Origin of the sequence: Bradyrhizobium sp. LVM 105 (genome assembly GCF_003957705.1) — a bacterium.
Lineage (GTDB): Bacteria > Pseudomonadota > Alphaproteobacteria > Rhizobiales > Xanthobacteraceae > Bradyrhizobium > Bradyrhizobium frederickii.
Genome location: NZ_QZMV01000007.1, coordinates 50,392 through 73,752 on the forward strand (window position 1 = coordinate 50,392; position 23,361 = coordinate 73,752).

19 protein-coding genes are annotated in these 23,361 nt (G+C 64.8%); 13 read left to right on the forward strand and 6 right to left on the reverse strand.

The genetic code is table 11. The features are described from left to right. Nucleotides 1-41: 41 nt before the first annotated feature. Nucleotides 42-533 carry a DUF2852 domain-containing protein gene (locus D6B98_RS20615; RefSeq protein ID WP_126258771.1) on the forward strand — a complete coding sequence of 164 codons (492 nt, stop codon included), beginning with the start codon at nucleotides 42-44 and terminating at the stop codon, nucleotides 531-533. Between the two features lie 161 nt (nucleotides 534-694). On the opposite strand, the gene D6B98_RS20620 is transcribed toward D6B98_RS20615, so the two are convergent. Beyond that, complete coding sequence (locus tag D6B98_RS20620) at nucleotides 695-1,858, reverse strand: acyl-CoA desaturase (RefSeq protein WP_126258772.1); 1,164 nt, start codon at nucleotides 1,856-1,858, stop codon at nucleotides 695-697. Nucleotides 1,859-2,177: 319 nt separating this feature from the next. Between D6B98_RS20620 and D6B98_RS20625 the strand changes: the two genes are divergently transcribed. Beyond that, on the forward strand, nucleotides 2,178-2,945 hold the full coding sequence (locus tag D6B98_RS20625; RefSeq protein ID WP_126258773.1) for a serine acetyltransferase domain-containing protein: 768 nt from the start codon (nucleotides 2,178-2,180) through the stop codon (nucleotides 2,943-2,945). Between the two features lie 111 nt (nucleotides 2,946-3,056). Here D6B98_RS20625 and D6B98_RS20630 read toward each other — a convergent pair whose 3' ends face one another. Beyond that, entirely contained in the window at nucleotides 3,057-3,575 is a 519-nt protein-coding gene (locus tag D6B98_RS20630; RefSeq protein WP_126258774.1) for a DUF2231 domain-containing protein, read from the reverse strand. A 485-nt stretch (nucleotides 3,576-4,060) separates the two neighbouring features. Here D6B98_RS20630 and tolQ point away from each other — a divergent pair, with 485 nt between their 5' ends. The 11 genes from tolQ to D6B98_RS20685 all read left to right on the forward strand — a co-directional run bounded on the left by tolQ (nucleotide 4,061) and on the right by D6B98_RS20685 (nucleotide 18,127). Continuing rightward, entirely contained in the window at nucleotides 4,061-4,777 is a 717-nt protein-coding gene (tolQ, locus tag D6B98_RS20635; protein WP_018641591.1) for a protein TolQ, read from the forward strand. 43 nt (nucleotides 4,778-4,820) lie between these two features. Continuing rightward, nucleotides 4,821-5,270 carry a protein TolR gene (tolR, locus tag D6B98_RS20640; RefSeq protein ID WP_126258775.1) on the forward strand — a complete coding sequence of 150 codons (450 nt, stop codon included), beginning with the start codon at nucleotides 4,821-4,823 and terminating at the stop codon, nucleotides 5,268-5,270. Nucleotides 5,271-5,273: 3 nt separating this feature from the next. Continuing rightward, complete coding sequence (tolA, locus tag D6B98_RS20645; protein ID WP_126258776.1) at nucleotides 5,274-6,233, forward strand: cell envelope integrity protein TolA; 960 nt, start codon at nucleotides 5,274-5,276, stop codon at nucleotides 6,231-6,233. A 23-nt stretch (nucleotides 6,234-6,256) separates the two neighbouring features. Next, on the forward strand, nucleotides 6,257-7,621 hold the full coding sequence (tolB, locus tag D6B98_RS20650) for a Tol-Pal system beta propeller repeat protein TolB (RefSeq protein ID WP_478270996.1): 1,365 nt from the start codon (nucleotides 6,257-6,259) through the stop codon (nucleotides 7,619-7,621). 239 nt (nucleotides 7,622-7,860) lie between these two features. Further along, complete coding sequence (locus tag D6B98_RS20655) at nucleotides 7,861-10,191, forward strand: putative bifunctional diguanylate cyclase/phosphodiesterase (RefSeq protein WP_126258778.1); 2,331 nt, start codon at nucleotides 7,861-7,863, stop codon at nucleotides 10,189-10,191. Between the two features lie 143 nt (nucleotides 10,192-10,334). After that, nucleotides 10,335-11,075, forward strand: coding sequence for an N-acyl amino acid synthase FeeM domain-containing protein (locus D6B98_RS20660; RefSeq protein WP_245481429.1), 741 nt, complete (start codon nucleotides 10,335-10,337; stop codon nucleotides 11,073-11,075). 286 nt (nucleotides 11,076-11,361) lie between these two features. Continuing rightward, entirely contained in the window at nucleotides 11,362-11,850 is a 489-nt protein-coding gene (gene pal, locus D6B98_RS20665; protein ID WP_018317777.1) for a peptidoglycan-associated lipoprotein Pal, read from the forward strand. A gap of 202 nt (nucleotides 11,851-12,052) precedes the next feature. Then, entirely contained in the window at nucleotides 12,053-13,147 is a 1,095-nt protein-coding gene (gene ybgF / locus D6B98_RS20670; protein WP_126258779.1) for a tol-pal system protein YbgF, read from the forward strand. A gap of 82 nt (nucleotides 13,148-13,229) precedes the next feature. Next, nucleotides 13,230-14,288: a tRNA lysidine(34) synthetase TilS gene (gene tilS / locus D6B98_RS20675; protein WP_126258780.1), complete on the forward strand. Its 1,059-nt coding sequence runs from the start codon at nucleotides 13,230-13,232 to the stop codon at nucleotides 14,286-14,288. Between the two features lie 271 nt (nucleotides 14,289-14,559). Further along, the gene (ftsH, locus tag D6B98_RS20680) at nucleotides 14,560-16,485 is read left to right on the forward strand and encodes an ATP-dependent zinc metalloprotease FtsH (RefSeq protein ID WP_097659839.1); all 1,926 of its coding nucleotides are present in this window, start codon (nucleotides 14,560-14,562) and stop codon (nucleotides 16,483-16,485) included. A 196-nt stretch (nucleotides 16,486-16,681) separates the two neighbouring features. Then, complete coding sequence (locus D6B98_RS20685) at nucleotides 16,682-18,127, forward strand: hypothetical protein (protein WP_126258781.1); 1,446 nt, start codon at nucleotides 16,682-16,684, stop codon at nucleotides 18,125-18,127. A 2-nt stretch (nucleotides 18,128-18,129) separates the two neighbouring features. Here D6B98_RS20685 and D6B98_RS20690 read toward each other — a convergent pair whose 3' ends face one another. From D6B98_RS20690 to D6B98_RS20705, 4 genes are all read right to left on the reverse strand, one after another. Continuing rightward, a complete protein-coding gene (locus tag D6B98_RS20690; RefSeq protein ID WP_164718746.1) occupies nucleotides 18,130-18,813 on the reverse strand; it encodes a class I SAM-dependent methyltransferase in 684 nt (227 codons plus the stop codon). Nucleotides 18,814-18,821: 8 nt separating this feature from the next. Then, complete coding sequence (locus D6B98_RS20695; RefSeq protein WP_126258783.1) at nucleotides 18,822-19,817, reverse strand: glycosyltransferase family 2 protein; 996 nt, start codon at nucleotides 19,815-19,817, stop codon at nucleotides 18,822-18,824. Nucleotides 19,818-19,978: 161 nt separating this feature from the next. Continuing rightward, nucleotides 19,979-21,481: a hypothetical protein gene (locus tag D6B98_RS20700; protein ID WP_126258784.1), complete on the reverse strand. Its 1,503-nt coding sequence runs from the start codon at nucleotides 21,479-21,481 to the stop codon at nucleotides 19,979-19,981. Between the two features lie 32 nt (nucleotides 21,482-21,513). After that, entirely contained in the window at nucleotides 21,514-23,019 is a 1,506-nt protein-coding gene (locus tag D6B98_RS20705; protein ID WP_126258785.1) for a hypothetical protein, read from the reverse strand. Nucleotides 23,020-23,361: the final 342 nt, after the last annotated feature.

A 23,361-nucleotide genomic window follows, 5' to 3' on the forward strand; every position in this document is an offset into this window, starting at 1 on the left:
TTACATTCACAACGGCGCAGGTGCCGTGATGGAGATGGGAAATGGCCTACACCGCTGATGTCAATCGATGGCGCGGCCCCTCGGATCAATACCAACAGTACGAGCGCCCCCGGATGCTGGATACGCCCTGGCATCCCGGCTGGATCGCCGTGACCATCCTCGGCTTCATCATCTGGTGGCCGATCGGACTTGCCCTTCTCTTTTTCACACTCGGGAGCAGAAGAATGTCGTGCTGGAGCAGCCAGGATCGCTGGCAGAACAAGATGGAGCGGATGCAGTACAAGATGGACCGCATGCGCGGCCGCATGGAGCGCAGTGGCTTCGGCTTTGGCTTCGGCCCGCCGTCCTCCGGCAACCGTGCCTTCGACGAGTACCGCTCTGAAACGCTGCGCCGGCTCGAGGAAGAGCAGGTCGAGTTCAGGAACTTCCTCGACCGTCTGCGTCACGCCAAGGACAAGGAAGAGTTCGACCAGTTCATGGCGCAGCACAAGACGCGTCCGACCCCGCCGCCGACTGACCAGCAGCAGGGCTGACCTTCAAGCCTGACCTCTCAAAGCCTTCAGGCGCATGCCCCCAAAGTCCTGATGGCCCCGAGCCGCCCGTCTGCGCAACCCGCAGGCGGGCGGTTTGGTTTTGGGGGAGCGTGGGCACAGGCCTGCGACCCGTTTGATGGAAGGCGCATGACCCCGAGAGTTCAGCGCACTGTCACGAGCTGGGCGTGAACCGAAGCCAGGAAGTGCTCGTAGGCGTGATCCACGATCTCGTTGAGCGATCGTGTTCGCGCGAAGATCGCCTTGGCCTCGGCGAGAAACTCTTCGCGGGTCGGGATCTTCGGCAGATGCAGATGCGCCAGTGCATCGACGCTTTCATGCGCGCGATTGAGGATGTCGTGCAGCGTCGGCAGTTGCAGCTGGGCGAGATCGGCCCGACGTCGCGCCGATGAGATCGCTTGCGCCAGCTTCTGTGCATCGAACCGTTCGGCGAGCTCGATGGCCGCCCGATTGATGACCCGGGCGCCGAGCGGCTGCTCGTTGCGCAGCACCTGTTCGGGCGGCGCTTTCATGTTCCAGACGATTCCGAGCCAGGACAGCACTTTAAGGATGTAATAGGTGACGTCGATCTCCCACCAACGAAAACCCTGTCGCACGCTGCTCTGGTAGGCGTGGTGATTGTTGTGCCAGCCTTCACCCAGGGTGAAGAGCGCCAGCAGCCAGTTGTTGCGGGAATCATCGCCGGTCACATAGCGCTTGCGTCCGTGCACATGGGCGAGCGAATTGATGCAGAAGGTCGCGTGATAGAGCAGCACCGTGCTCCACAGGAAGCCGACCACCAGACCCGACCATCCCGCAACCAGGAAGCAGAGCGACGCAAGCACAACGGCCGGCAGCAGCTCGAGCCGATGCAGCCACATCAGCTCCGGATAGGCCGCGAGATCGGAGACCTTGACGAGATCGGTCGCATCGTGCCGGCGGTAAAAGATCCAGCCGAGATGGCTGTACACGAAGCCGCGATGACGCGGCGAATGCACGTCGATCTCGGTGTCGGAATGCAGATGATGGTGCCGATGCTTGGCCGCCCACCACAACACGCTCTTTTGCGCGCTGCTTTGCGCGAGGCACGCCAGGATGAATTGAAACACCCGGCTGGTCGCGAATGCCCGATGCGAGAAATAGCGATGGTAGCCGGCGCCGATGCCGAACATCCGCGCGACGTACAACGAGATGCAGATTGCGACGGCCTGCCACGTGACGCCCGACCAGATCGCCGCAACGCAGCCGAGGTGGACCAGCAGGAACGGCACGGCCGAGGGATACATGATGTCGTCGTGGTGGTCGTCGGCGGGCGCGTTAGGCGACATGTCTTGGTGTGACCTCAGGTATTGGAATGCGGGATTCGTGTCGGCAGCAGCGAGGGCCACCGGGGTACGAAAAACCCGCGGATGGCGGACCACCGCGGGGCTCGAACGAGCTGCTTTGCATGGACATCCCGGCCAAAGCAGCATCGGCCGAGGATTAAACTGACTATATGGTTGCGGATGCCTGGCATGCAAGCTCGTAGCCTCACGGGGAGCTGCGGCATGCTGCTCAGGTCGCGCCGCTCCGCCTGCGGCATGGCGCGCAGGGGGCGGGCGGACTATGTTTGAGACGTGAAGCAAGCCCGACACCCCGGAGGCGGCGATGACGGCAGCTCTGACCGCGACGAACGATCGCCTCTGGCAGCAGATCCGCGACGAGGCGCAGCGTGCGGCTGCATCCGATCCCGTCTTCGGCAAGTCGCTTGCCGGGGCCGTCCTCGCCCATGACGGCCTTGCGGCGGCTCTGGCCGATCTCATCGGGTGCAGGCTTGGCGGCAACGCCGCCGAGCAAGCGCGTTTCGCTGCCTTTTCCCGCGACGCATTTCAATTTTCGCCGGAACTGATCGAAGCGGCCGGCCGCGACCTGCAGGCCATCGTGCGCAACGATCCCGCCATCGCCGGCCTGTTGGCGCCGCTGCTGCATTTCAAAGGCTATGTCGCGCTGCAAGCCTGGCGCGTCTCGAACTGGCTCTGGCATCGTGATCAGCGCGATGCGGCGCTGCTGTTTCAGAACGAGGCGTCGAACGTCCTGCAGGTCAGCATTCATCCGGCGGCTAGCATCGGCTCGTCCGTCTATCTCGATCATGCCACGGGCGTCGTGATCGGCGCCAATGTCGTGATCGGTGACGCGGTCACCATCCTTCAGAATGTCAGCATCGGCCGCAGCACTGAGCTGCCGCCGCGCTCGCCGCGCATCGGCCGCGGCGTGTTCATCGGTGCGGGCGCGACCATCTTGGGCGATGTCCGGATTGGCGATTTCGCCAGGATCGGCGCCGATACAATTGTGACCTCCGACGTTCCCGGTGGCTGCACCGCGGTCGGAAATCCCGCACGATTGATCAACTGCCCCGAGCCCGCTTCCGCGGCCTGACGCCCATCGATGAAGGCGGGCGGCGGCTGGCTCTGTGCGTTCGGACTGCGCCAGCGCGCCAGCCAGTAGCGCGCGGATCGTCGCCGGTGCCGGCCGCGACGTGCCGTTGATTCAGGCCGCGCGGCGGCGGCTCTCGCCGCCGTGCTGCGGCGTGACCGGCTCCGAACTGGTCTGTCCCGGCGCATCCAGCACCGCGACGTGATGCCGGTAGACCATCTCCCAGCCCTTCCATCCCGTGAACAGGAGGATGCCGACGACGATCAGCGACAGCACCACGCCCCACGGCGTGACGGCCGCTTCCGTGCCTTGCGCGTAGCGCAGGTAGAAATTGACCAGGGCAAGCACGACCGCGGCGAGATTGCCGACCATGTGGTACCAGGCATCGTCGAGGCGGCGGATGCGCGGCTCGCTGAAGAAGTCGGTTAAGCCGGCCGCGGCCGCAACGAGCGCCATGACGATGCCGGCGCCGATCAGCCACATCGCGGCCCTGGCCCAGAAATTGTCGCCGGTTCCGATGAAGGCGAGGTCAGCGATGGGCGCGCCGACCAGACAGGCGATGGGGAAGGGGATGAGCATTGGGTGGAGCGGGTGATCGCCGATGGCGGCGGTCGTCTTGGGGTTGATGGTCATGGCAAGACCTCGCGGAAAGTGATTTTCGGGACAATTTTCCGGAGGAGGGGTGGTTCCTCCGGTCCACGGTGCAGGGATAACCATCGTGCCGCGGCTCAGCGCAGCATCCGCCCGACGATGCGCTGCCGAGCCGGGACACGGCCCGAGCTCGTCCGGGCGCCAACCGCCTGCGCCGCCTGCCTTTCCTGCAGCCCAATTCACCCCTGGTAACCTCGCATTAACCAACGCCGGGCTCTGGTAAGGGCGGACAGTCGTGCCCAAAGCCCGAAGCCGAGGCCCGTCAAGGCCCGGGGCCAAAGGCCCATAGTTTTGACATCTTGGCAGGGAATGCAGGCGGCCGGCTTTGGACGAGCCCCTGCACCCCAGAAAGACAAGGCTTTGAGCGGGCTTGCCGGCCGCGCCGGTTCTAGCGCGGTCATTGGGGAACCGGCAGCCATTTGCTGGCCGGCACATCGGGTAACGATCGCCTTGAGAGGATGCTGCTTATGAATCCGGCCGACGTGGCTCAGTCAGCCCTTCCGGTTGCCGCTTCCGCGGACGTGTCGCTGATCGCGCTGTTCTGGCAGGCTCACTGGATCGTGAAAGCGGTGATGCTGGGACTTCTGTCCTGCTCGGTCTGGGTCTGGGCCATCGCCATCGACAAGATCTTCCTGTTTGCCCGCACCCGCCGCTCGATGGACCGCTTCGAGCAGGCGTTCTGGTCGGGGGAATCGATCGAGGAGCTCTATCGCACGCTCTCGGCCAAGCCGACGCATTCGATGGCGGCATGCTTCGTCGCGGCGATGCGCGAGTGGAAACGGTCGTTCGAGAGCCATGCCCGCTCGGTCGCGGGCCTGCAGATGCGCATCGACAAGGTCATGAACGTCTCGATCGCCCGCGAGGTGGAGCGGCTGGAACGGCGCCTGCTGGTGCTCGCGACGGTCGGCTCCGCCGGCCCGTTCGTCGGCCTGTTCGGCACGGTCTGGGGCATCATGTCGAGCTTCCAGTCGATCGCGGCGTCGAAAAATACCTCTCTGGCGGTGGTGGCGCCTGGCATCGCGGAGGCGCTGTTTGCGACGGCCGTCGGCCTTATCGCCGCCATTCCTGCCACTATCTTCTACAATAAGTTCACGTCCGAGGTGAACCGGCAGGCCCAGCGGCTGGAAGGCTTCGCCGATGAATTTTCCGCCATTCTGTCGCGTCAGATCGACGAGCGGGGCTGACCGGCGGCATGTATAGTGTGAAGGGCAATTTGGGCACGCGATCATGGCGATGAACGTTGCGAGTTCGTCCGGCGGCGGCGGGCGCCGAGGCCGGCGCAAGCCTGTCATGGCCGAGATCAACGTCACGCCCATGGTCGACGTGATGCTGGTGCTGCTCATCATCTTCATGGTGTCGGCGCCGATGCTCACGGTCGGCGTGCCGCTCGACCTGCCGCAGACCCAGGCCAAGAGCCTCGAGAACAACGACCAGAAGCCGATCCAGATGTCGGTCGACATCAAGGGCAAGGTGTTCATCAACGATTCCGAGATCGCAATCAACGAGCTGATCCCCAAGCTGAAGGCGATCACGGACGCGCGCGGCGGCCTCGAGGAGCGCATCTATCTGCGCGCCGACAAGAAGGCGGATTACGGCACCGTGGCCAGGGTGATGGGCCTGTTGTCCGGCGCCGGATTCAAGAAGCTCGCCCTCGTCACCGAAGCGGATCAGGGGTAAGCCGTGAAGGTGAACGTCGACAAGACACTCGTTGCGTCGATTGCCCTCCATGTCCTCGTGCTGGGATGGGGGCTCGTCACCTTCAGCAGCAAGGCCTACATCGCGCCGGAGGAGTCGCTGCCGGTCGACATCATCTCCACCGATCAGCTCGCCAAGATGATGGCCGGGCAGAAGACCGGCAAGAAGGAAGAGCCGAAGCCGAAGGTCGAGAAGATCGCGGAGCCCAAGCCCGAGGAAGACGCCGTCGGCAAGGTCACCGAGAAGAAAGAGCTGATCAAGACCAACTCGCAGCCCGAGCCGCCGCCAAAGCCCGTCGAAAAGCCGGTCGAGAAGAAGCCCGAGCCGCCGAAGCCGGTCGCCGAAGCGAAGCCGAAAGAGGAGCCGAAGCCACAGGAAAAGAAGCCTGATCCGGCCAAGGAAGATCCGATCGCCGAGCTGCAAAAGAAGCTGGACACCAAGAAGCCGCCGCCCAAGCCGGTGGAGCAGAAGGTTGCGGCGGTGCAGCCGCAGCAGCAGCCGAAGCCCAAGGAGCGCAGCTTCGATCCCGCGCAGATCCAGCGCGACCTCGACAAGCGTGCCGCGACCCGGCACGAGCTGACTGGCTCCGCGCTGAATGCGTCGGCCGCGTTGGGATCGGCGACGGGAACTGCCGCCAACAACGTCGCGACCTGGCGCGGTGCATTCCAGGGCGCGGTCAAGCGCTGCTTCACGCCGACCTATAATGGCCAGGATGCCGATCAGTACGAGGCCGACATCGACATTCCCATGAAGATCGACGGATCGCTCGCCTCCGAGCCGATTGTCGTCGCGGTGCGAGGACCGTCGCGGTCGATCGCGCAGGCGGTGGCGGAGAGCGCCAAGCGCGCCATCGTGCAGTGTCAGGTCTACTCGTTCATGCCGAAGCAGCAGTACGAGAGCTGGAAGCTCATTCCGATGACTTTCGGCCTGAAAGATATGTTGTGACATCCGAACAAAAGAACTTTGCAATGAATGACGTTCGATCGATGAACCGCCGCCGCTTCATGACACTGACCGGATCGACGCTCGCGATGCTCGGGGGCGGACAGGCCTTCGCGCAGGCCCAGCCGAGACTTCGTATCGATCCGACCGAGTTTCAGCCGATCCCGATCGCGATCAGCAATTTCGTGCCGGGCTCGCCGTCGGACGGCGACGTCGGCAACGGCGTCACGCAAGTCATCACCAACAATCTCAAGCGTTCGGGCCTGTTCGCCCCGATCGACCAGGCCGCATTCATCGAGCGCATCAGCAACATCGACGTCGCGCCGCAATTCCAGAACTGGAAGACCCTCAACGCGCAGGCCCTCGTCACCGGCCGCATGACGCGCCAGCCCGATGGCCGCCTGAAGGCCGAATTCCGTCTGTGGGACGTGATCTCCGGCCAGCAGCTCGCTGGCCAGCAATATTTCACCTCGCCGGAATATTGGCGCCGCATCGCCCACATCATTTCCGACCAGATCTACGAGCGGATGACCGGCGAGAAGGGCTATTTCGACAGCCGCGTGGTGTTCGTGGACGAAAGCGGCCCGAAGGAGCGCCGCGTCAAGCGGCTCGCGATGATGGATCAGGACGGCGCCAATGTGCGCTATCTGACCCGCGGCTCCGACCTCGTGCTGACGCCGCGCTTCTCGCCCAACTCGCAAGAGATCACCTATATGGAGTTCGGCCAGGGCGATCCGAAGGTCTATCTCTTCAACATCGAGACCGGCCAGCGCGAGATCGTCGGCAACTTCCCCGGCATGACGTTCGCGCCGCGCTTCTCGCCGGACGGCCAGCGCGTCATCATGAGCCTGCAGCAGGGCGGCAATTCCAACCTGTTCGTGATGGACCTGCGCTCGCGCTCGACCACGCGCCTCACCGACACGCCGGCGATCGACACCTCTCCATCCTACTCGCCGGACGGCACCCGCATTTGCTTCGAGTCCGATCGCGGCGGCCGGTCGCAGATCTACGTGATGGCGGCGGGCGGCGGACAGGCGCAGCGCATCTCCTTCTCCAAGGACGACACCAACGCCAGCTATTCGACCCCGGTGTGGTCGCCGAAGGGCGACTACATTGCCTTCACCAGGCAAGGCGGCGGGCAGTTCTCGATCGGCGTCATGAAGCCCGACGGCTCCGGCGAGCGGCTGCTGACCTCCGGCTTCCACAATGAAGGTCCGACCTTCTCCCCGAACGGCCGCGTGCTGATGTTCTTCCGCGATCCCGGCGGCAATGGCGGGCCCTCGCTGTACAGCGTCGACATCTCCGGTCGCAACGAGCTCAAGGTGCCGACGCCGGGCTTCGCCTCCGACCCGGCCTGGTCGCCGTTGCTGTCCTCGACGGCGGGTCAATAGATCGCGCGTTGGGAATGCGCGATCTTGTCGAAAATCGCACCGATTTCCTTGCGTTTGGCGAGGAAGGTAAGCTTTTCTTTACCTTGCGCCCGGCAGGACTTGCCTAATTGCTTGATGGGTAAGCCGAAATCGGTTCGGTGGTGCGGAAGAACAACTCGACTTTAACGATGTTCCCTCAGAAAGACTTCACCTGAGATGGGTAAAAGTACGCGCCAAACAGGACGCGCGTACAAACACCAATGCAGTTCGCAAGCCAGAGCGGAGAACCTGAGCCGGCGTCGCCGAGGATTTCGGCCGCGCTGATCGATTCGCTGTTCGAAACTCCTGCTCCCTTGCTGACGGGGCTTATCTTCGGCGTCGTTGCGGCGGCCGCGACCGCGCTGAAGACGGGAGAACCTTCGATCTGGGCGTGTGTCGGGCTTCTGATCCTCGCCGGCGCTATTCGGGCATTCGACTTGCGGCGGTACCAGATGCGCAAATCGACGCTGACCGCCGACGAAGCTGCGCGATGGAAGAACCGGCATCAGATCGGGGCGATGATCCAGGCCGCCGCTGTCGGCATCTGGAGCACGACCACGTTGTTGGTCAGTGACGATGCCGTCGCCCATATGATTTCTCTCTCCACGACCACGGGCTTCGTGGCGGGAGGTGCAGGCAGGGCCTACGGACGGCAATGGATATACCAGCTGCAGGCTACGCTTTGCTTCGGTTCGACGGTGGTCGCGCTGGCGTTACGCGGCACACCCTATTACATCGTCATGTCAGTCCTGTGCGCCGCGTTTCTGGTGGCCGTCATACAAATCTCGGCCAACTTGCACAGGATATTCATGCGCGCGCTCGTCGCGCGTGAGCGCGAAGCGGCCCTGGCGGGCCAGTTCGACAGCGCGTTGAACAACATGCCCCATGGCCTGTGCATGTTCCGTGTCGACGGACAGCTTGCGGTGATGAATCATCGTTTCAGCGAAATGATGAATCTGCCTGACGATCTCGTGCAGAGCGGCCCCAATGCGTCTGAAATCATCGCGGCGTGCGTCAGCGGCGGCTCTGTCTCGAGCGAGAACGGCAATCTGATCCTCCGGGAGATCGAGGATCGACGGGTCCGCGAGCTCCTGACCACGGATCCGGATTTCGCGCGTGGGCGCGCGCTGTCCTGGACCTTCCAACCAATGGCCGATGGCGGCACGGTCGTGCTGCTCGAGGACATCACCGAGCGAAAGAACGCCGAGGCGAGGATCAGCCATCTTGCCCGCTACGACGAGCTCACGGCACTGCCCAACCGGGTCAGCTTCCACGACGAGATCCAGCGCCTGCTGGCGAATTCGCATCATTCCGAGCGCCTCTCCGCGCTCCTGTTCGTCGACCTCGACCAGTTCAAGCAGGTCAACGACACGCTCGGCCATCCCTGTGGCGACCAGCTGTTGTGCGCGGTTGCCAATCGCCTGCGCGAGATGCTGCGGCCCGAGGATTTCGTTGCCCGCTTCGGCGGCGACGAATTCGTCGTGTTCCAGCAGAACATCTCCTCGCCCGAGGACGCCGCCAGCCTCGCCCGCCGCATCGTCGAGCGCCTCAGCGAGCGCTATCGCATCGACAATCACCTCGTCGAGATCGGCGCGAGCGTCGGCATTGCGCTGACCTCGCCTGATGGCGGCGCCAGCGCCGACACGTTGCTCAAGAACGCCGACATGGCGCTGTACCGGGCCAAGGCCGACGGCCGCGGTACTTTCTGCTTCTTCCGCGACGAGATGGCGGCGACCGTCGAGGCGCGCCGGATCCTGGAGCTGGACTTGCGCAAGGCGCTCGCCAACGAGGAATTCGAGCTGTTCTATCAACCGCTGGTCAACCTCAAGTCGGGCAAGATCACCACCTGCGAGGCGCTGCTGCGCTGGAACCATCCCGTGCGCGGCACGGTCTCGCCGGTCGACATCATCCCGGTCGCCGAAGACATGGGCCTGATCGTCGATCTCGGCCGCTGGATCCTGCGGCGGGCCTGCATGGAGTGCATGAAGTGGCCGGACGGCGTCAGCGTCGCGGTCAACTTCTCGCCTCAGCAATTCCACCAGCGCGACGTGCTGAGCGAAATCCGCTACGCGCTCGAAGTCTCGGGCCTGCCGACGCATCGGCTGGAGATCGAGATCACCGAGTCCTCGCTGCTGCGCAACACCCAGCTCACGCACGACATCCTCTCGCAGCTTCATGCGCTCGGCGTGCGGATCTCGCTCGACGATTTCGGCACCGGCTATTCCAGCCTGAGCTATCTGCACAATTTCCCGATGCAGAAGGTGAAGATCGACCGTTCCTTCCTCGAAGGCATCGATGCCGATCGGCCGCTGACGCTGTTGCGCGGGGTGGCGCGGCTAGCCGCCGATCTCGGCATGTCGGTCGTGGTCGAGGGCATCGAGACCAACGAGCAGCTCGAGCTGATCAGTGCCGACGGTACCATCACCGAAGGGCAGGGCTATCTTTTCAGCCGGCCGGTGCCCGCCATTCGGGTTCGGCAGTTGCTGAATGCCTCGCACGGCCGCCGCTCGCCCGACGATCAGCTGACCATCGCCTCGCGATCGATCGCCTGACACCTCCGTAGAATTGCGGGAAATCCCTGATTCTTTGCAACCGGCAGGGTTAACCCTAACGGGGCGCTTCAATTGCGCCGGCGTTAAGAAGGTGTTAATCCTGTTCCACCCGCAAGGGTTGTTTGTCAGTTGAGGAATGTTGGATGAAGCCCGAAGCCGAACCGCGCGCTTCGCTCTCTGTGCGGGGGGGAGCGCTGTTCGATCGCGTCGACTACCGATCCATCGAGACTCCTGAGGAGAAAGATCAGCTCTATCAGATGCGCTATAGGGCCTATACGCGTGGCGGATTGATTCCGCCGTCAGAGTCCGAGCGCTACAGCGATAGCTACGACGATGCCCCCAACGCCCGGACGTTCGGAGTGTATGTTGACGGAGAGCTCTGCAGCTCCATCCGTCTCCACGTCCTGACGTCAGAACAGCGGGCGTCCTGCACGACCGACTTGTTCGGCGACGTTCTTCACCCCCGCCTTGATCGCGGCGAAGTTTTCATCGATCCGGCCCGCTTTGTTGCGAGCCCGGAAAAAGCCAAGTGTTTTCCGGAGCTGCCTTATGTGACGGTGCGGCTCGTCTTTCTGGCTTGCGAGCATTTTAATGCCGATACCGGGCTCGCGCTGGTTCGTCCCGCGCACGAGGCGTTCTATCGCCGGGTCTTTCTCAACGAGACCATCGCAGAACCGCGCTTGTTCCCGAATGCATTGGCAAAGGTCGCATTGATGGCGTCCAACTTCCGTGCCGTGCGGGAAAAGGTCTTAACGCGTTTTCCGATCATGCGCTCAAGTGCATTCGAGCGACGAATGCTGTTTGGGCCCAGCGGTGAGCCATCCCAGAGCATCGTCTCGCCGAAATTCGCCTCCGAACGTCCAAAGCTGGTCGTCTATTCCTGAGAGCCCTCGTATTCCTGAGAGCCCTCGGGCGCCTGCCCGCAACCGAGCTCCGGCCCGGCGCCAGGCCCCCGACCGGGCTTAATTTTAGCCGGTTTGCGCCGGTGCCGACGCTTGCCTTCACCCTCGCGCCACATTTACAACCCATTAACCATGACGGGTGCTTTTCGCGGGTTGGGGGCATTTGATCGGCTGAGGCAAGGTTCCGTCAAGGTTGACGGAACGTTCGCTTAACCAACCCCCTGTAGACCGGACAGCAGTGGACTAACGTGAGCGTGGAGGCTCCGGAATGAAACATCCTATGCGTATCCTCCAGGGATTGAAGCTGGTCGCGGTGCTGGCCGTCGCGCTGTCGATGGGCGCCTGCGCCAACAAGAATGCCGCGACGGATGCGATGGCCAATGCGGCGACGCCGGGCAGCCAGCAGGACTTCGTGGTGAACGTGGGCGACCGCGTGTTCTTCGAAAGCGACCAGACCGATCTGACTCCGCAGGCGATCGTGACCCTGGAGAAGCAGGCGCAGTGGCTCCAGACCTATCCGCGCTACTCCTTCACCGTCGAAGGTCATGCCGACGAGCGCGGCACCCGCGAATACAACATCGCGCTCGGTGCCCGCCGTGCCCAGTCGGTGCGTTCGTTCCTCGCCTCGCGCGGCATCGATCCGAACCGCATGCGCACGATCTCCTACGGCAAGGAGCGGCCGGTCGCCGTCTGTAACGACATCTCGTGCTGGTCGCAGAACCGTCGCGCCGTCACCGTGCTGAACGCGAGCTCCTGACGGAGATCCTGACGCTCAGTCAGGCGCCGTTCATTTTCAGAAACCGATTATGCCGGCGCCCTCTCGGGCGCCGGTTTCGTTTCAGCAATCCGTGACCTAAAACCCCTTGGTGGCAGTCACAGTTTTGGCGTACTCCCTTCCTCATTGTGTGGCGCGGCGAATGGTCCGCCGCGCGCCACGTCGCTTTCGTCGTCAGGGCAAGATGTCATCGAAATTCAAGGCAATTACCGGCACCGTGGCGACCGCCGCGCTGCTCTCTTTGTGCTCGCCCGCAACTGCGCAGTCGATCTTCGCGCAGTCGGATGATGCCGACCCCGAGATGCGGATCGAGCGGCTGGAGAACCAGCTGCGCCAGCTCACCGGCCAGAACGAAGAGCTGCAATACCGCAACCGCCAGCTCGAAGAGCGGCTGCGGGCGCTCGAGGGCGGCGCGCCGGCCGCGCCCGGACAGGCGCCCAATGTCGCCGCCATGCCGCCCGCCCAGATCGCACCAAGTCAGGTCGCGCCGGGCTATCGCCAGCCGCAGCAGCAGGCCGTGCAGCCAACTTACGAGCAGCCGCAGATCGCGTCTCCCGCGCCGATCGTTCAGGAGCAGCCGGCGCCCGGCGTCCCCGGCACACGCCGACGCGGCGATGCCTTCGACCCCAACCAGAACCCGAATGCGCCCGGCGCGCCGCGCGCGCTCGGCGGCGGGCAGCAGCCGATGCCGGCAGGCAGTCAGGTCGGAGCACCCGGCGGCCAAATCGGCTCGCCCAGCGGCCAGATCGGCTCGCCCGGCGGCCGCGGCGCCGGCGAGCCGCTCGATCTCGCCAACACCAGCCCGCGCTATCAGCCGCAGGCAGCACCCCCGGCGGCCCAGCCTGGCTATCCGGCGCCTGCGGGCGCCACCGGTTTGACCACCCTGCCGCCCTCGGCAACGCCGCGCGACGAGTTCGACCTCGGCATCGGCTACATGCAGCGCAAGGACTATGCGCTCGCCGAGCAGACCATGAAGAATTTTGCGCAGAAATATCCGAGCGATCCGCTGCTCGGAGACGCGCAATACTGGCTCGGCGAGAGCTACTTCCAGCGCCAGCAATATCGCGACTCCGCGGAAGCCTTCCTCGCCGTCACCACCAAATACGAAAAATCGGCCAAGGCCCCGGATGCGCTGCTCCGGCTCGGCCAGTCGCTCGCCGCCCTGAAGGAGAAGGAGGCCGCCTGCGCCGCCTTCGGCGAGGTCGGCCGCAAATATCCGCGCGCCTCCGCCGGCGTCAAAGCGGCCGTGGACCGCGAGCAGAAGCGGGTGAAGTGCTGATCCACCGCGCGGATCACTGACAAAGCCGATGGCGCTGCGTTAGATTGCGCCCGCCATTCGCTGGCGATTGCTGGGCAGCGTCATGTCAGACGATGACAATTCTCCGATCTCCACCCGCGAGGCGAGCCGCCTCTTCGCCGGCCTCAAGAGCGCGCCGGCGCTGGTGCTCGCCGTCTCCGGCGGGCCCGACTCGGTCGCACTGATGTGGCTTGCGGCGCGCTGGCAGCGCAGCCTTGCGCGCGCGCCGCTGCTCACCGTCGTCACGGTCGATCACGGCCTGCGGCGCGAGGCGGGGTGCGAGGCGCGCGAGGTCGAGCGGCTCGCCGCCGAACTCGGACTGCCGCACCGGACCCTGCGCTGGCGCGGCGCCAAGCCGAAGACGGGGCTGCCGGCGGCCGCGCGCGAGGCGCGCTACCGCCTGCTCGCGGAAGCCGCCCGTGCCGTCGGCGCGAGCCATGTGCTGACCGCCCATACCCGCGACGACCAGGCCGAGACCTTGTTGATGCGCCTGTTGCGCGGCAGCGGACTTGCGGGACTGTCGGCCATGGCCCCTCTCAGCGAGCGCGACGGCATCGTGCTGGCGCGGCCGCTGCTCGACGTCCCGAAGGCGCAGCTGGTCGCGACCTTGAGGCGGGCCAAAATCGGCTTTGCCGACGATCCCACCAACCGCGACCCCGCCTTCACCCGGCCGCGGTTGCGCGCGCTGCTGCCGCTGCTCGCGGCCGAGGGCGGCGATAGCAGGAATCTGGCGCGGCTTGCGACCAGGCTGGCGCGGGCCAATGCGGCGGTCGAGGTGCTGGCCGACGGCGCCGAGCGCTTCCTCCGTTTGCGGGATCGCGGCGTTGCGCCGCAGGCGGGGGTCCGAAGCTTCGAGGCCTCGGCCTTTGCCGCCCTGCCGGAGGAGGTCCGGCTGCGGCTCCTGCTGCGCGCGATCAACGCGCTCGGACATGAAGGGCCGGCGGAACTCGGCAAGGTCGAAACCCTGATGTCCGTGCTGGATCAGGCCATTGCGGCAAGTCTGCGCGCCCGCGCCAGTCGTCGCCCGGTCCTGAAGCAGACGCTTGCGGGAGCCTTGATCAGCCTTGCCGGCGGGCGTATCCACATCGCACCGGCGCCGGCTAGGCGCCGCAAGGGCGGATAGGCGTGGGCGGATCATGACACCAGCCATTTCGGCCCCGCACCGTCAGGACAACTTAACCAGGCAGGAAAAACCCCGCTCTGGGCGCCATTTTTTCAGCGGGAATCGCGCTAAGATGGGCTAAATAGTCCCATCTCATTCCCTTGGCAGCGACCCGGGCGGCACCTAGATTGTATGCGTCTAACCGAGAGGATTCCTTGGGGATTTTCTCTAGCTTGCCCAAGTAACTCCTGAAGGACCAGGCCGCGATCCGCGCGACCACGAAGGAAGATCGATGAACGCCAATCTGCGCAATTTCGCCCTCTGGGTCATCATTGTTTTGCTGCTATTGGCGTTGTTCACGCTCTTCCAGAATCCGGGCCAGCGGGCCTCCTCGCAGGACATCGCCTTCTCGCAGCTCTTGAGCGAGGTTGACCGCGGCAATGTGCGCGACGTCGTGATCCAGGGGCCGGACATTCACGGCACCTTCACTAATGGATCGAGCTTCCAGACCTATGCGCCGAACGATCCGACGCTGGTGAAGCGCCTGTACGACAGCAAGGTGCAGATCACCGCGAAGCCGCCGGGTGACAACGTCCCGTGGTTCGTCTCGCTGCTGGTCTCCTGGCTGCCGTTCATCGCGCTGATCGGCGTGTGGATCTTCCTGTCGCGGCAGATGCAGGGCGGCGCCGGCAAGGCGATGGGCTTTGGCAAGTCGCGCGCCAAGATGCTGACCGAAGCGCATGGCCGCGTCACCTTCGAGGACGTCGCCGGCGTCGACGAGGCCAAGCAGGACCTGCAGGAGATCGTCGAATTCCTGCGCGACCCCGGCAAGTTCCAGCGCCTCGGCGGCCGCATTCCGCGCGGCGTGCTGCTGGTCGGCCCTCCCGGCACCGGTAAGACCCTGATCGCGCGTGCGGTCGCGGGCGAAGCCAACGTGCCGTTCTTCACCATCTCGGGCTCGGACTTCGTCGAGATGTTCGTCGGCGTCGGCGCGAGCCGCGTCCGCGACATGTTCGAGCAGGCCAAGAAGAACGCGCCCTGCATCATCTTCATCGACGAAATCGACGCGGTCGGTCGTCACCGTGGCGCCGGCCTCGGCGGCGGCAATGACGAGCGCGAGCAGACGCTGAACCAGCTGCTGGTCGAGATGGACGGCTTCGAGGCGAACGAGGGCGTGATCCTGATCGCTGCGACCAACCGCCCCGACGTGCTCGATCCCGCGCTGCTGCGTCCGGGCCGCTTCGACCGCCAGGTCGTGGTGCCCAATCCGGACGTCGTCGGCCGCGAGCAGATCCTCAAGGTTCACGTTCGCAAGGTGCCGCTGGCGCCGGATATCAACCTCAAGACCATCGCGCGCGGTACGCCGGGCTTCTCCGGCGCCGACCTGATGAACCTCGTCAACGAGGCCGCGCTCACCGCCGCCCGCCGCAACAAGCGGATGGTGACGCAGGCCGAGTTCGAGGAGGCCAAGGACAAGGTGATGATGGGCGCCGAGCGCAAGTCGCTCGTCATGACCGAGGAAGAGAAGCTGCTGACGGCCTATCACGAGGGCGGCCACGCCATCGTCGGCCTCAACGTGCCCGCGACCGATCCGATCCACAAGGCGACCATCATCCCGCGCGGCCGTGCGCTCGGCATGGTCATGCAGCTCCCCGAGCGTGACAAGCTGTCGATGTCTCTGGAGCAGATGACCTCGCGCCTCGCGATCATGATGGGCGGCCGCGTCGCCGAAGAGCTGATCTTCGGTCGCGAGAAGGTGACCTCGGGCGCCGCCTCGGACATCGAGCAGGCCACGCGGCTGGCTCGCATGATGGTGACGCGCTGGGGCCTGTCGGAAGAGCTCGGCACGGTCTCCTATGGCGAGAACCAGGACGAGGTGTTTCTGGGCATGTCGGTGTCGCGGACGCAGAACGCCTCCGAGGCGACGGTCCAGAAGATCGACTCCGAGATCCGCCGTCTGGTCGAGGAAGGCTACAAGGAAGCGACCCGCATCCTCACCGAGAAGCATGCCGACCTCGAGGCGCTGGCCAAGGGTCTCTTGGAGTTCGAGACGCTGAGCGGCGACGAGATCGTCGATCTGCTCAAGGGCAAGAAGCCGAACCGCGAATCCGTGCTCGAGCCGACCACGCCGCGTGCCTCCGCGGTGCCTCCGGCCGGCAAGTCGCCGCGCCCGCGGCCCGATGCGGATCCCGGCCTGGAGCCGCAGCCGCAGGCCTGATCGCAAGCGGCAGATGAGATTGAAAAACGCGGCGGAAACGCCGCGTTTTTTGTTGGCCGGCTGCGCGTTCCAGGCGCGAGCGAAGGGCGACGCCTGAAACGGGCGGCCGACGCGGAGCGCCTGAACCCGCCTTCGCGCGGCAAATGCGCGAAACACTCAAGAAGAACTTAACGCTTGCGGCCTACTTTGGCCCGCCATGACTGACCAGGTCGTCCACAGCGCGGTTCAACCGTTTTCGGCACGTGCAACGCTGCCTTGGGCCGTAGGGCTGGTGGTCTATGCCATGCTGCTGGTGGCCGGGCCGCGGCTGCTCGGTGATCCCGACAGCTATTCGCACATCGAGGTCGGGCGGTGGATCATCGCACACGGCACGCTGCCGGCGAGCGACCCCTTTTCCTTTTCGATGCACGGCGCACCCTGGATCACCTTCGAATGGCTGTCCGAGGTCATCTATGCCGGGATCTATGCGCTTGCCGGCTGGCCAGGCGTCGTTGCCCTCGCGGCCGCGGCGATCGCGCTCGCTTTTGGCCTGTTCACGTCCTTCCTGCTGCGCGAGCTCTCGCCAACCCTGACGCTGCTCATGGTGATCGCGGCAATCGTGCTGCTGGCGCCGCATATGCTGGCGCGGCCACATGTCTTGGTGCTGCCGCTGATGGTAATCTGGGCCGCGGCGCTGGTCCGCTGCATGGACGGCGGCGGCCCTCCGCCATATTGGGCCCTGCCGCTTCTGGTGCTGTGGGCCAATCTGCACGGCAGCGTGGTGCTGGCGCTTGGCTTGATCGGCCCGGCGGTGCTCGAGGCATTGCTGCGTGAAGAGCGCGCCCAATGGCCGCGCGTGCTGCTGCGGTGGCTGCCATTTGGGGCACTTGCCGTCGCGGCGTCCTGCCTGACGCCGCACGGGCCGGAACCGTTGCTGATGCCGCTGACGACGCTCGGCCTCGGCTCCGCGCTCGCCTGGATCGGAGAATGGCGGCCGCAGGACTTCAGCCACGTCAGTGGCTTCGAATTGCTGCTGCTCGCCGGCATCTTTGCGCTCTCGCGCGGCGTCACGCTGCCGGTCGTGCGGGCCTTGGTGGTAATCGGCTTGCTTCATTTCGCGCTGGCGCAAATCCGCAATGCGGATCTGCTGGCCATGCTGGCGCCGCTCTATCTGGCGGCTCCGCTGGGTCGGACGTTCGGCGGGCCGGCCGAGGATGGTGCAACGGTCTTGCCGCGCGGTCTGAATTGGGTTGGGCTCGGTCTGTCGATTGCAATCAGCGGGCTGGCCTTGGCGCGTGACGTCCGGCCGGCTCCGGCCATCACCCCAGAGGCCGCCGTCGCCCAAGCCAACCTCGCCAAGGCGGGGCCCGTGCTCAACGATTATTCCTTCGGCGGCTATTTGATCTTCGCCGGCATTCCCACCTTCATCGACGGTCGCGGCGAACTGTACGGGGGCCCGTTCATCGAACGCTACAATCGCGCCCTGGCGCTGATCGACCTGGACGATTTTCTCAAGCTGCTCGACCAATACAACATCGGCGCGACGCTGCTTGCACCGCGCACACCGGCGGTCGCGATGCTCGACCGGCTGCCGGAGTGGCAGCGCGTCTACAGCGACGATGTGGCGGTTGTGCACAAGCGGCGGGATACGCCGCAACGATAGGTTCAAGCGGTCCCGAAGGCGGCGTATTGGCCTCCGAGCCACACGCCGCTCAAGGCGTCTTCGAGGCGCCGGGCCGGCTTGCTGTCCCAGGGCAGCAGCAGGAAATGCCGCGCGCCGATCTCGCGCAGGCCGCTAGCTGCCATCAACTTCCGCGTCGTGCCGGCCCCGAGCAAGACGGCGTCCCGGTCGAACTCACAGCGCGCAACGGCAAGCCGCGTCAGCGGGTTGTACGGATTGTGCTCGATCACGCAGACGAGTCCCCCGGGACGCGTCACGCGGCGCATCTCGGCGATGAACTGCGCCCATTGCGCCGGCACGATATGGTGCATTACGCAGATGGTCGTAACCAGATCGAAGCTGGCATCGCTAAACGGGAAAGTAGCGCCGTCAAACTCCCGGTAGTCGACGCCGTGGTTGTGAGCGCGCGCCTGCGCCAGGCTGGCCGAGGAAACGTCGATGCCGCTCAATCGGCCGACCATGCCGTGCAGCAGCGGATGAAGACTGCCGACGCCGCAGCCGACGTCCAGCATGTCGGGCTTCTCAACGTCCAACCGCTGCGCGATCAGATCGCGCAGCAGATCGGCCTTTGCGCGCATGAAGAAATCATGCGGCAGACCCGAGAAGTCGATCGAGGACTGGACCACATCACGGTAATTGTCGTGATAGCCGTCGAACAGTTCGGCCATGCGCTGGATCACTCGTTGACGGCGTGGATCGCGGGCGTCGCCGCCGTCTCGTCGCGATCGAAGCCGATTCGTGCCTGCACCACGTAGAGCGGGCGGCGTTTCACCTCGGCATGGATGCGGCCGACATAGAGCCCCACGATGCCCGTCATCAGCATGTTGATGCCACACAGCAGCGACACGACGACGATCGTCGAGGACCAGCCGGTCACGAGATGGCTGTCCTTGCCGAGCCATAACAGGACAACCCAGCCGCCGTAGAGCAGCGCGAGCCCGGACACCGTCAATCCGCACCAGATGGCGAGCCGCAAGGGCAGATCGGAAAAGCCGAGCGCGGCGCTCACCGCCAGCCGGACCATCTTGAACAGCGGGTATTTGGTTTCGCCGGCGGCGCGCTCGAGGCGGTGGAAGGCAACCTCGGCCTGGCGGAAGCCGAGCCAGGCGATCATGCCGCGCACGAAGCGATCCTGCTCCGGCATCTGCCGGAGTGCCTCCAGCACCTTGCGATCGATCAGGCGGAAGTCGCCGACATCGGCGGGGATGCCGACGGAGGACATCCTGCCGAGCAGCCGATAGAACAGATGCGCGGTCGCACGCTTGAAGCGGCTTTCGCCCTCGCGCGACAGGCGGCGGGCGTGGACGATGTCGTTGCCCTCCTTCCACTTCGCGATCAATTGCTCGATCACTTCGGGCGGATCCTGCAGATCGGCATCCATGACGATGATCGCGTCACCTTGCGCGGCGTCCATGCCGGCGGTGATCGCGATCTGATGGCCGAAATTTCGCGACAAGCCGATGTAGCGAAAGCGCGAGTCGCGCGCGGCGAGCGCCCGTAGCACGATCGAGCTGGAATCGCTGCTGCCATCGTCGACGAAGATTGCTTCTGCCGGCCCGTCGAGCCGGAACATGACCTGGTCGAGCCGGCGCAACAGGACCGGCAGCACGGCTTCCTCGTTGAACACGGGGATGACGAGGCTGTAGCGGATCGATCTGGAATTGGCCGCCATGCGAAGGGTTCCGGCTGGGTTGCAGGGGCGGGAGTCTATAAGCCGGTGGTTAAGGTCGCCTTGCCGCAAATGTTAAGGGTCTAGGGCCTGGGGTATTGGCGGGAGGGACGGGCCGAGAGGTGGAGTCCGATTAACCACGCTTGGGACGCGCCGGCTTCGGTCTAGGACTTGCGGCGGATCCTGTAGAGAACAAATCGCGCCGAGGTCTCCAGCACCTCCAGCCGATCCGGCAGCGGATTTGCGGCCGGCGATCCCAGCACATAGAGGTAGTCGAAATCCTGGTACCAGGTGCGGACAATTGGCGGAATGTCCGCCGGTGCCTGGCCCGTCGCGATCGCGGCCAGCAGGCCCGACGGTACCGGCCCTCCATAGGGAATGGAAATCTTGCGCACGGCCTCATGCGGCCGCACGGGCTGCTTGCCCACCTCCGTGAACAGGTTGGGGACGAATGCGCCAGCGTAGTGCACCGCCAGCGTCGGCGCATAATACATCGGATACGAGGTGAGGTCGGCGAAGGGCGGGTCGCCATTGTCGTCCGTGCTGCCGACGAGGATACGTGAGCCGCGATCGATCTTCTGGAACGAGGCGATGATCGACGCGTAATCGGCGCGGTAAGGCAGCCACACCGAGAGAACGACGGCGAGATTGAGCAGTATGATGCCGCTGATACCGGCGAGCGCAGCCATTCTCCACGCCCGGTTCGGCAGCGACAGTGAGCAGAAGGCGGGCAGGATCAGAGCCGCGGCGGGAATCACGCGAAGATCGACGAACGAGGTTCCGAACAGCTTCGAAGGAATGACAAAATAGAGCAGCGTAAAGCCGACCGCGAGCCAGATCCCGGCCGTATCGAGCCTGAGGGCGCCGCGTCTTGCGGCGAGAAGCAGCGCGATCGTCAGCGCCAGCCCGGTCGCTGCCGCGATCGTCAGATTGTAGCCGTTCATGATGCGGAGCGGCCAGACCGGCTTGAATCCCAGGAACCAGCTGGTGCCTTCGCTTCCGACCGAGCCTGCAGTGACGTGCATGATCGCAAACAGCGCCAGCGCCGGGAGTGCCAACGCGCCAAGCCGCGCGGCCGCGACGGGATAGGCGACTTGCCGCTGGCGAATGCGCGACAGCTCGAAAAGGCCGAGCGTCGCGCCGTAGATGCCGAGCGAGAAGAAATGCGCCACGTACAGCGCGGCGACGAAGATCAAATTGGCGGCGAAGCGCAGCGGCCATGGGCCTTCTGCCAGCATCAGATAAACGGCGATGCCCCAGAGCGCGAGGCCGAGGCCGAACTCGAAGTTCACGAAGCCCCAGCTGAACGGCAGGCAGTAGAGGAAAGCCAGTGCAGCGAAGCCGGCAAGCTGAATCCGTCCCTTCCGGACCCATTCGAGCAGCAGCGCGCCGGAGACAATCAGCAATTGGCTCAGCAGCAGAAACAGCCGTGTGGCGCTCTCGACGCTGATCAGCCGCGCCATCTGCGGGACCAGCAGATCCATTCCAAGGTTGGGATAGAACGCCCAGGCCACCTCGTAATGCGGATTGGCATCGGGGGTGCCGCTTTGACTCAGAATGTACATACGGGCGAGGTGATTGGGATAATCGACCATCGCGGGAATGGGAGTCAGCAGCACCGGAAGAAGCGAGACGGCCGCCAGCATTGCAAGAACGGCAATCGCCACCGATCGGTCCGAGCCGACAGGAGCCGGAATTGTCAAGGCCGGCCTGTCGGATCCGGAGGCGTCGCGGCCGCGCCCTCGGTGTGGTCCCGGACATGAATGACGGCAATGTCGTCCGCATAGATGCGCTTCCAGCCCTTGAGCTGGTCGAGGATCTGCGGGCCGGGCGCATCGGCGACCAGGAGCGTTGCGTCGATCTTGTACTCATCGAGCAGGCGCGGCAGCAATTCGGGCTTCTTGCCTTCCGTCGCCTTGAAGAAGTCCACCACGAATTTCTCGCCGTAGAGCTCGGCGCGGCCGTCGATGAAGACCGGAATATCGCGCGAGATCAGATAACCGCCGAACTGATAGGCGTTGAAGATGCGCTGCACCTTGCGTTGCTCGAGCAGGTCGACCGCCGCAACCGGGGTGTGCGTCATCGTGAAGCTGAAGCGGTGGTGCGCCATGTAGAGCGACGTCGAGGTCCAGCCAGCCGCCACGATCATCAGCGCGCCTGCTGCGGTGACATAGCGGGCCGGCCAGCGATCGGCGCCCGTGGCGTCAGCCGGCGCGCGCTGGAACATCTCGCCGAGCGGCTTTGCCAGCACCAGCGGTACCAGGAACGCAAATGCCTCGATGCTCCTGACATGGGTCAGTGCGCTCCAGGTCAGGAACAGGATCAGGAAGATCCGGGGCGCCGACAGCACCAGACCGCGATAATAGCCGAATGCGATCAGGCCGAGCAGGGCGCCTTCGAACGGGGTGAAGGTGGCGAAGTTCGCCGGCATCCATTCGAAGATCAGCGACAGCAGCTCGCCGAGGCCGAGGATGCTGGTCGCGCCCTGGAGCGTCCGCCAGCCGTAGGGCGTGCAGCAACTCGCGATCAGCGCGCCGATTCCGAACAGCACCCAGCGCATGAACAGGCGAAGCCGTCGTCCCCTCTCGGCATGCTCGACCGCCTCGAGCGAGATCGGGCCGATCAGCGCCAGACCCAGCACGAAACCGCCGTGCAGATTGGCCCAGAGCGCCATCAGCGGCAGCCAGTACCCGGACGGCGCGCTCCTGCGGTCGGCGGCCGCCATCAGCAGGCCGATCCACGCCACCATGACGGGCAGCGCCAGGATATGCGGACGCGCCAGCACGTGGTGGGCCGACAGCAGCAGCGCCAGCATCGCGAACAGCACGGCGCGTGGGGCCTCGATCTGGGCGCCGAGCAGATGGACGAAGATCGCTACCGCGAGCGCGACCCCGAGCGCGGTGAGGATGACGGGACCTGCCCAGTCCCATTGCGCATGGGAGGAGGCGAACAGCACCTGCGACAGCCACGACGTCGAAATCCACGGCGTGCCCGATCGCGTGAAGGAATAGAAGTCGATGGTGGGCATGGCGCGGTGATCGAGGATCCATTGCCCGATCTTGATCTGCCAGAACGTGTCGGAATCCTGCAGCCGCGTGTCGCCGAGATAGAGGAACAGCAGATAGGCGGCGGCACCGGCGCACAGCGGCACCAGGGCCCTCGCGCGGCTCTGCACCGCGATGCCGTCGGCAAAGGAAAGCGACATGCCGCCTCGTCGTCCTGTTGTTCTTGTCGGTCGAGCATGATCCGGACCCGCAGCGCCGCGTTAGCGCAAAGTGTGGTGCGGCCTTTCCGAGAGATCACGCTCGAACAACGACGTGAAACGCGACGAACGATTGATCTCGTCGCGCTTCAGTTCGAGCCGGTGGCATTGGACCACGGCGGTCATAACTTCGGGTAAACCCGCAGCGCCATGTCATGTCCCGACAATTTAACAGATTGTTTTAGATTCGATTTTACCATCGACCCACACACGCGATCCGCCCGGTGTTTACGCAGTCGAATTAACTGCGGCGCAATTCTTTGCCTCTACGTTCGGTTCCATGGT

What these genes read in the sequence shown, in the direction of transcription:
- D6B98_RS20615 (WP_126258771.1), top strand. Translation starts at nt 42, where the DNA reads ATGGCCTACACCGCTGATGTCAATCGATGGCGCGGCCCCTCGGATCAA.
- D6B98_RS20620 (WP_126258772.1), bottom strand. Translation starts at nt 1,858, where the DNA reads ATGTCGCCTAACGCGCCCGCCGACGACCACCACGACGACATCATGTAT.
- D6B98_RS20625 (WP_126258773.1), top strand. Translation starts at nt 2,178, where the DNA reads ATGACGGCAGCTCTGACCGCGACGAACGATCGCCTCTGGCAGCAGATC.
- D6B98_RS20630 (WP_126258774.1), bottom strand. Translation starts at nt 3,575, where the DNA reads ATGACCATCAACCCCAAGACGACCGCCGCCATCGGCGATCACCCGCTC.
- tolQ (WP_018641591.1), top strand. Translation starts at nt 4,061, where the DNA reads ATGAATCCGGCCGACGTGGCTCAGTCAGCCCTTCCGGTTGCCGCTTCC.
- tolR (WP_126258775.1), top strand. Translation starts at nt 4,821, where the DNA reads ATGGCGATGAACGTTGCGAGTTCGTCCGGCGGCGGCGGGCGCCGAGGC.
- tolB (WP_478270996.1), top strand. Translation starts at nt 6,257, where the DNA reads ATGAATGACGTTCGATCGATGAACCGCCGCCGCTTCATGACACTGACC.
- D6B98_RS20655 (WP_126258778.1), top strand. Translation starts at nt 7,861, where the DNA reads ATGCAGTTCGCAAGCCAGAGCGGAGAACCTGAGCCGGCGTCGCCGAGG.
- D6B98_RS20660 (WP_245481429.1), top strand. Translation starts at nt 10,335, where the DNA reads ATGAAGCCCGAAGCCGAACCGCGCGCTTCGCTCTCTGTGCGGGGGGGA.
- pal (WP_018317777.1), top strand. Translation starts at nt 11,362, where the DNA reads ATGAAACATCCTATGCGTATCCTCCAGGGATTGAAGCTGGTCGCGGTG.
- ybgF (WP_126258779.1), top strand. Translation starts at nt 12,053, where the DNA reads ATGTCATCGAAATTCAAGGCAATTACCGGCACCGTGGCGACCGCCGCG.
- tilS (WP_126258780.1), top strand. Translation starts at nt 13,230, where the DNA reads ATGTCAGACGATGACAATTCTCCGATCTCCACCCGCGAGGCGAGCCGC.
- ftsH (WP_097659839.1), top strand. Translation starts at nt 14,560, where the DNA reads ATGAACGCCAATCTGCGCAATTTCGCCCTCTGGGTCATCATTGTTTTG.
- D6B98_RS20685 (WP_126258781.1), top strand. Translation starts at nt 16,682, where the DNA reads ATGACTGACCAGGTCGTCCACAGCGCGGTTCAACCGTTTTCGGCACGT.
- D6B98_RS20690 (WP_164718746.1), bottom strand. Translation starts at nt 18,813, where the DNA reads ATGGCCGAACTGTTCGACGGCTATCACGACAATTACCGTGATGTGGTC.
- D6B98_RS20695 (WP_126258783.1), bottom strand. Translation starts at nt 19,817, where the DNA reads ATGGCGGCCAATTCCAGATCGATCCGCTACAGCCTCGTCATCCCCGTG.
- D6B98_RS20705 (WP_126258785.1), bottom strand. Translation starts at nt 23,019, where the DNA reads ATGTCGCTTTCCTTTGCCGACGGCATCGCGGTGCAGAGCCGCGCGAGG.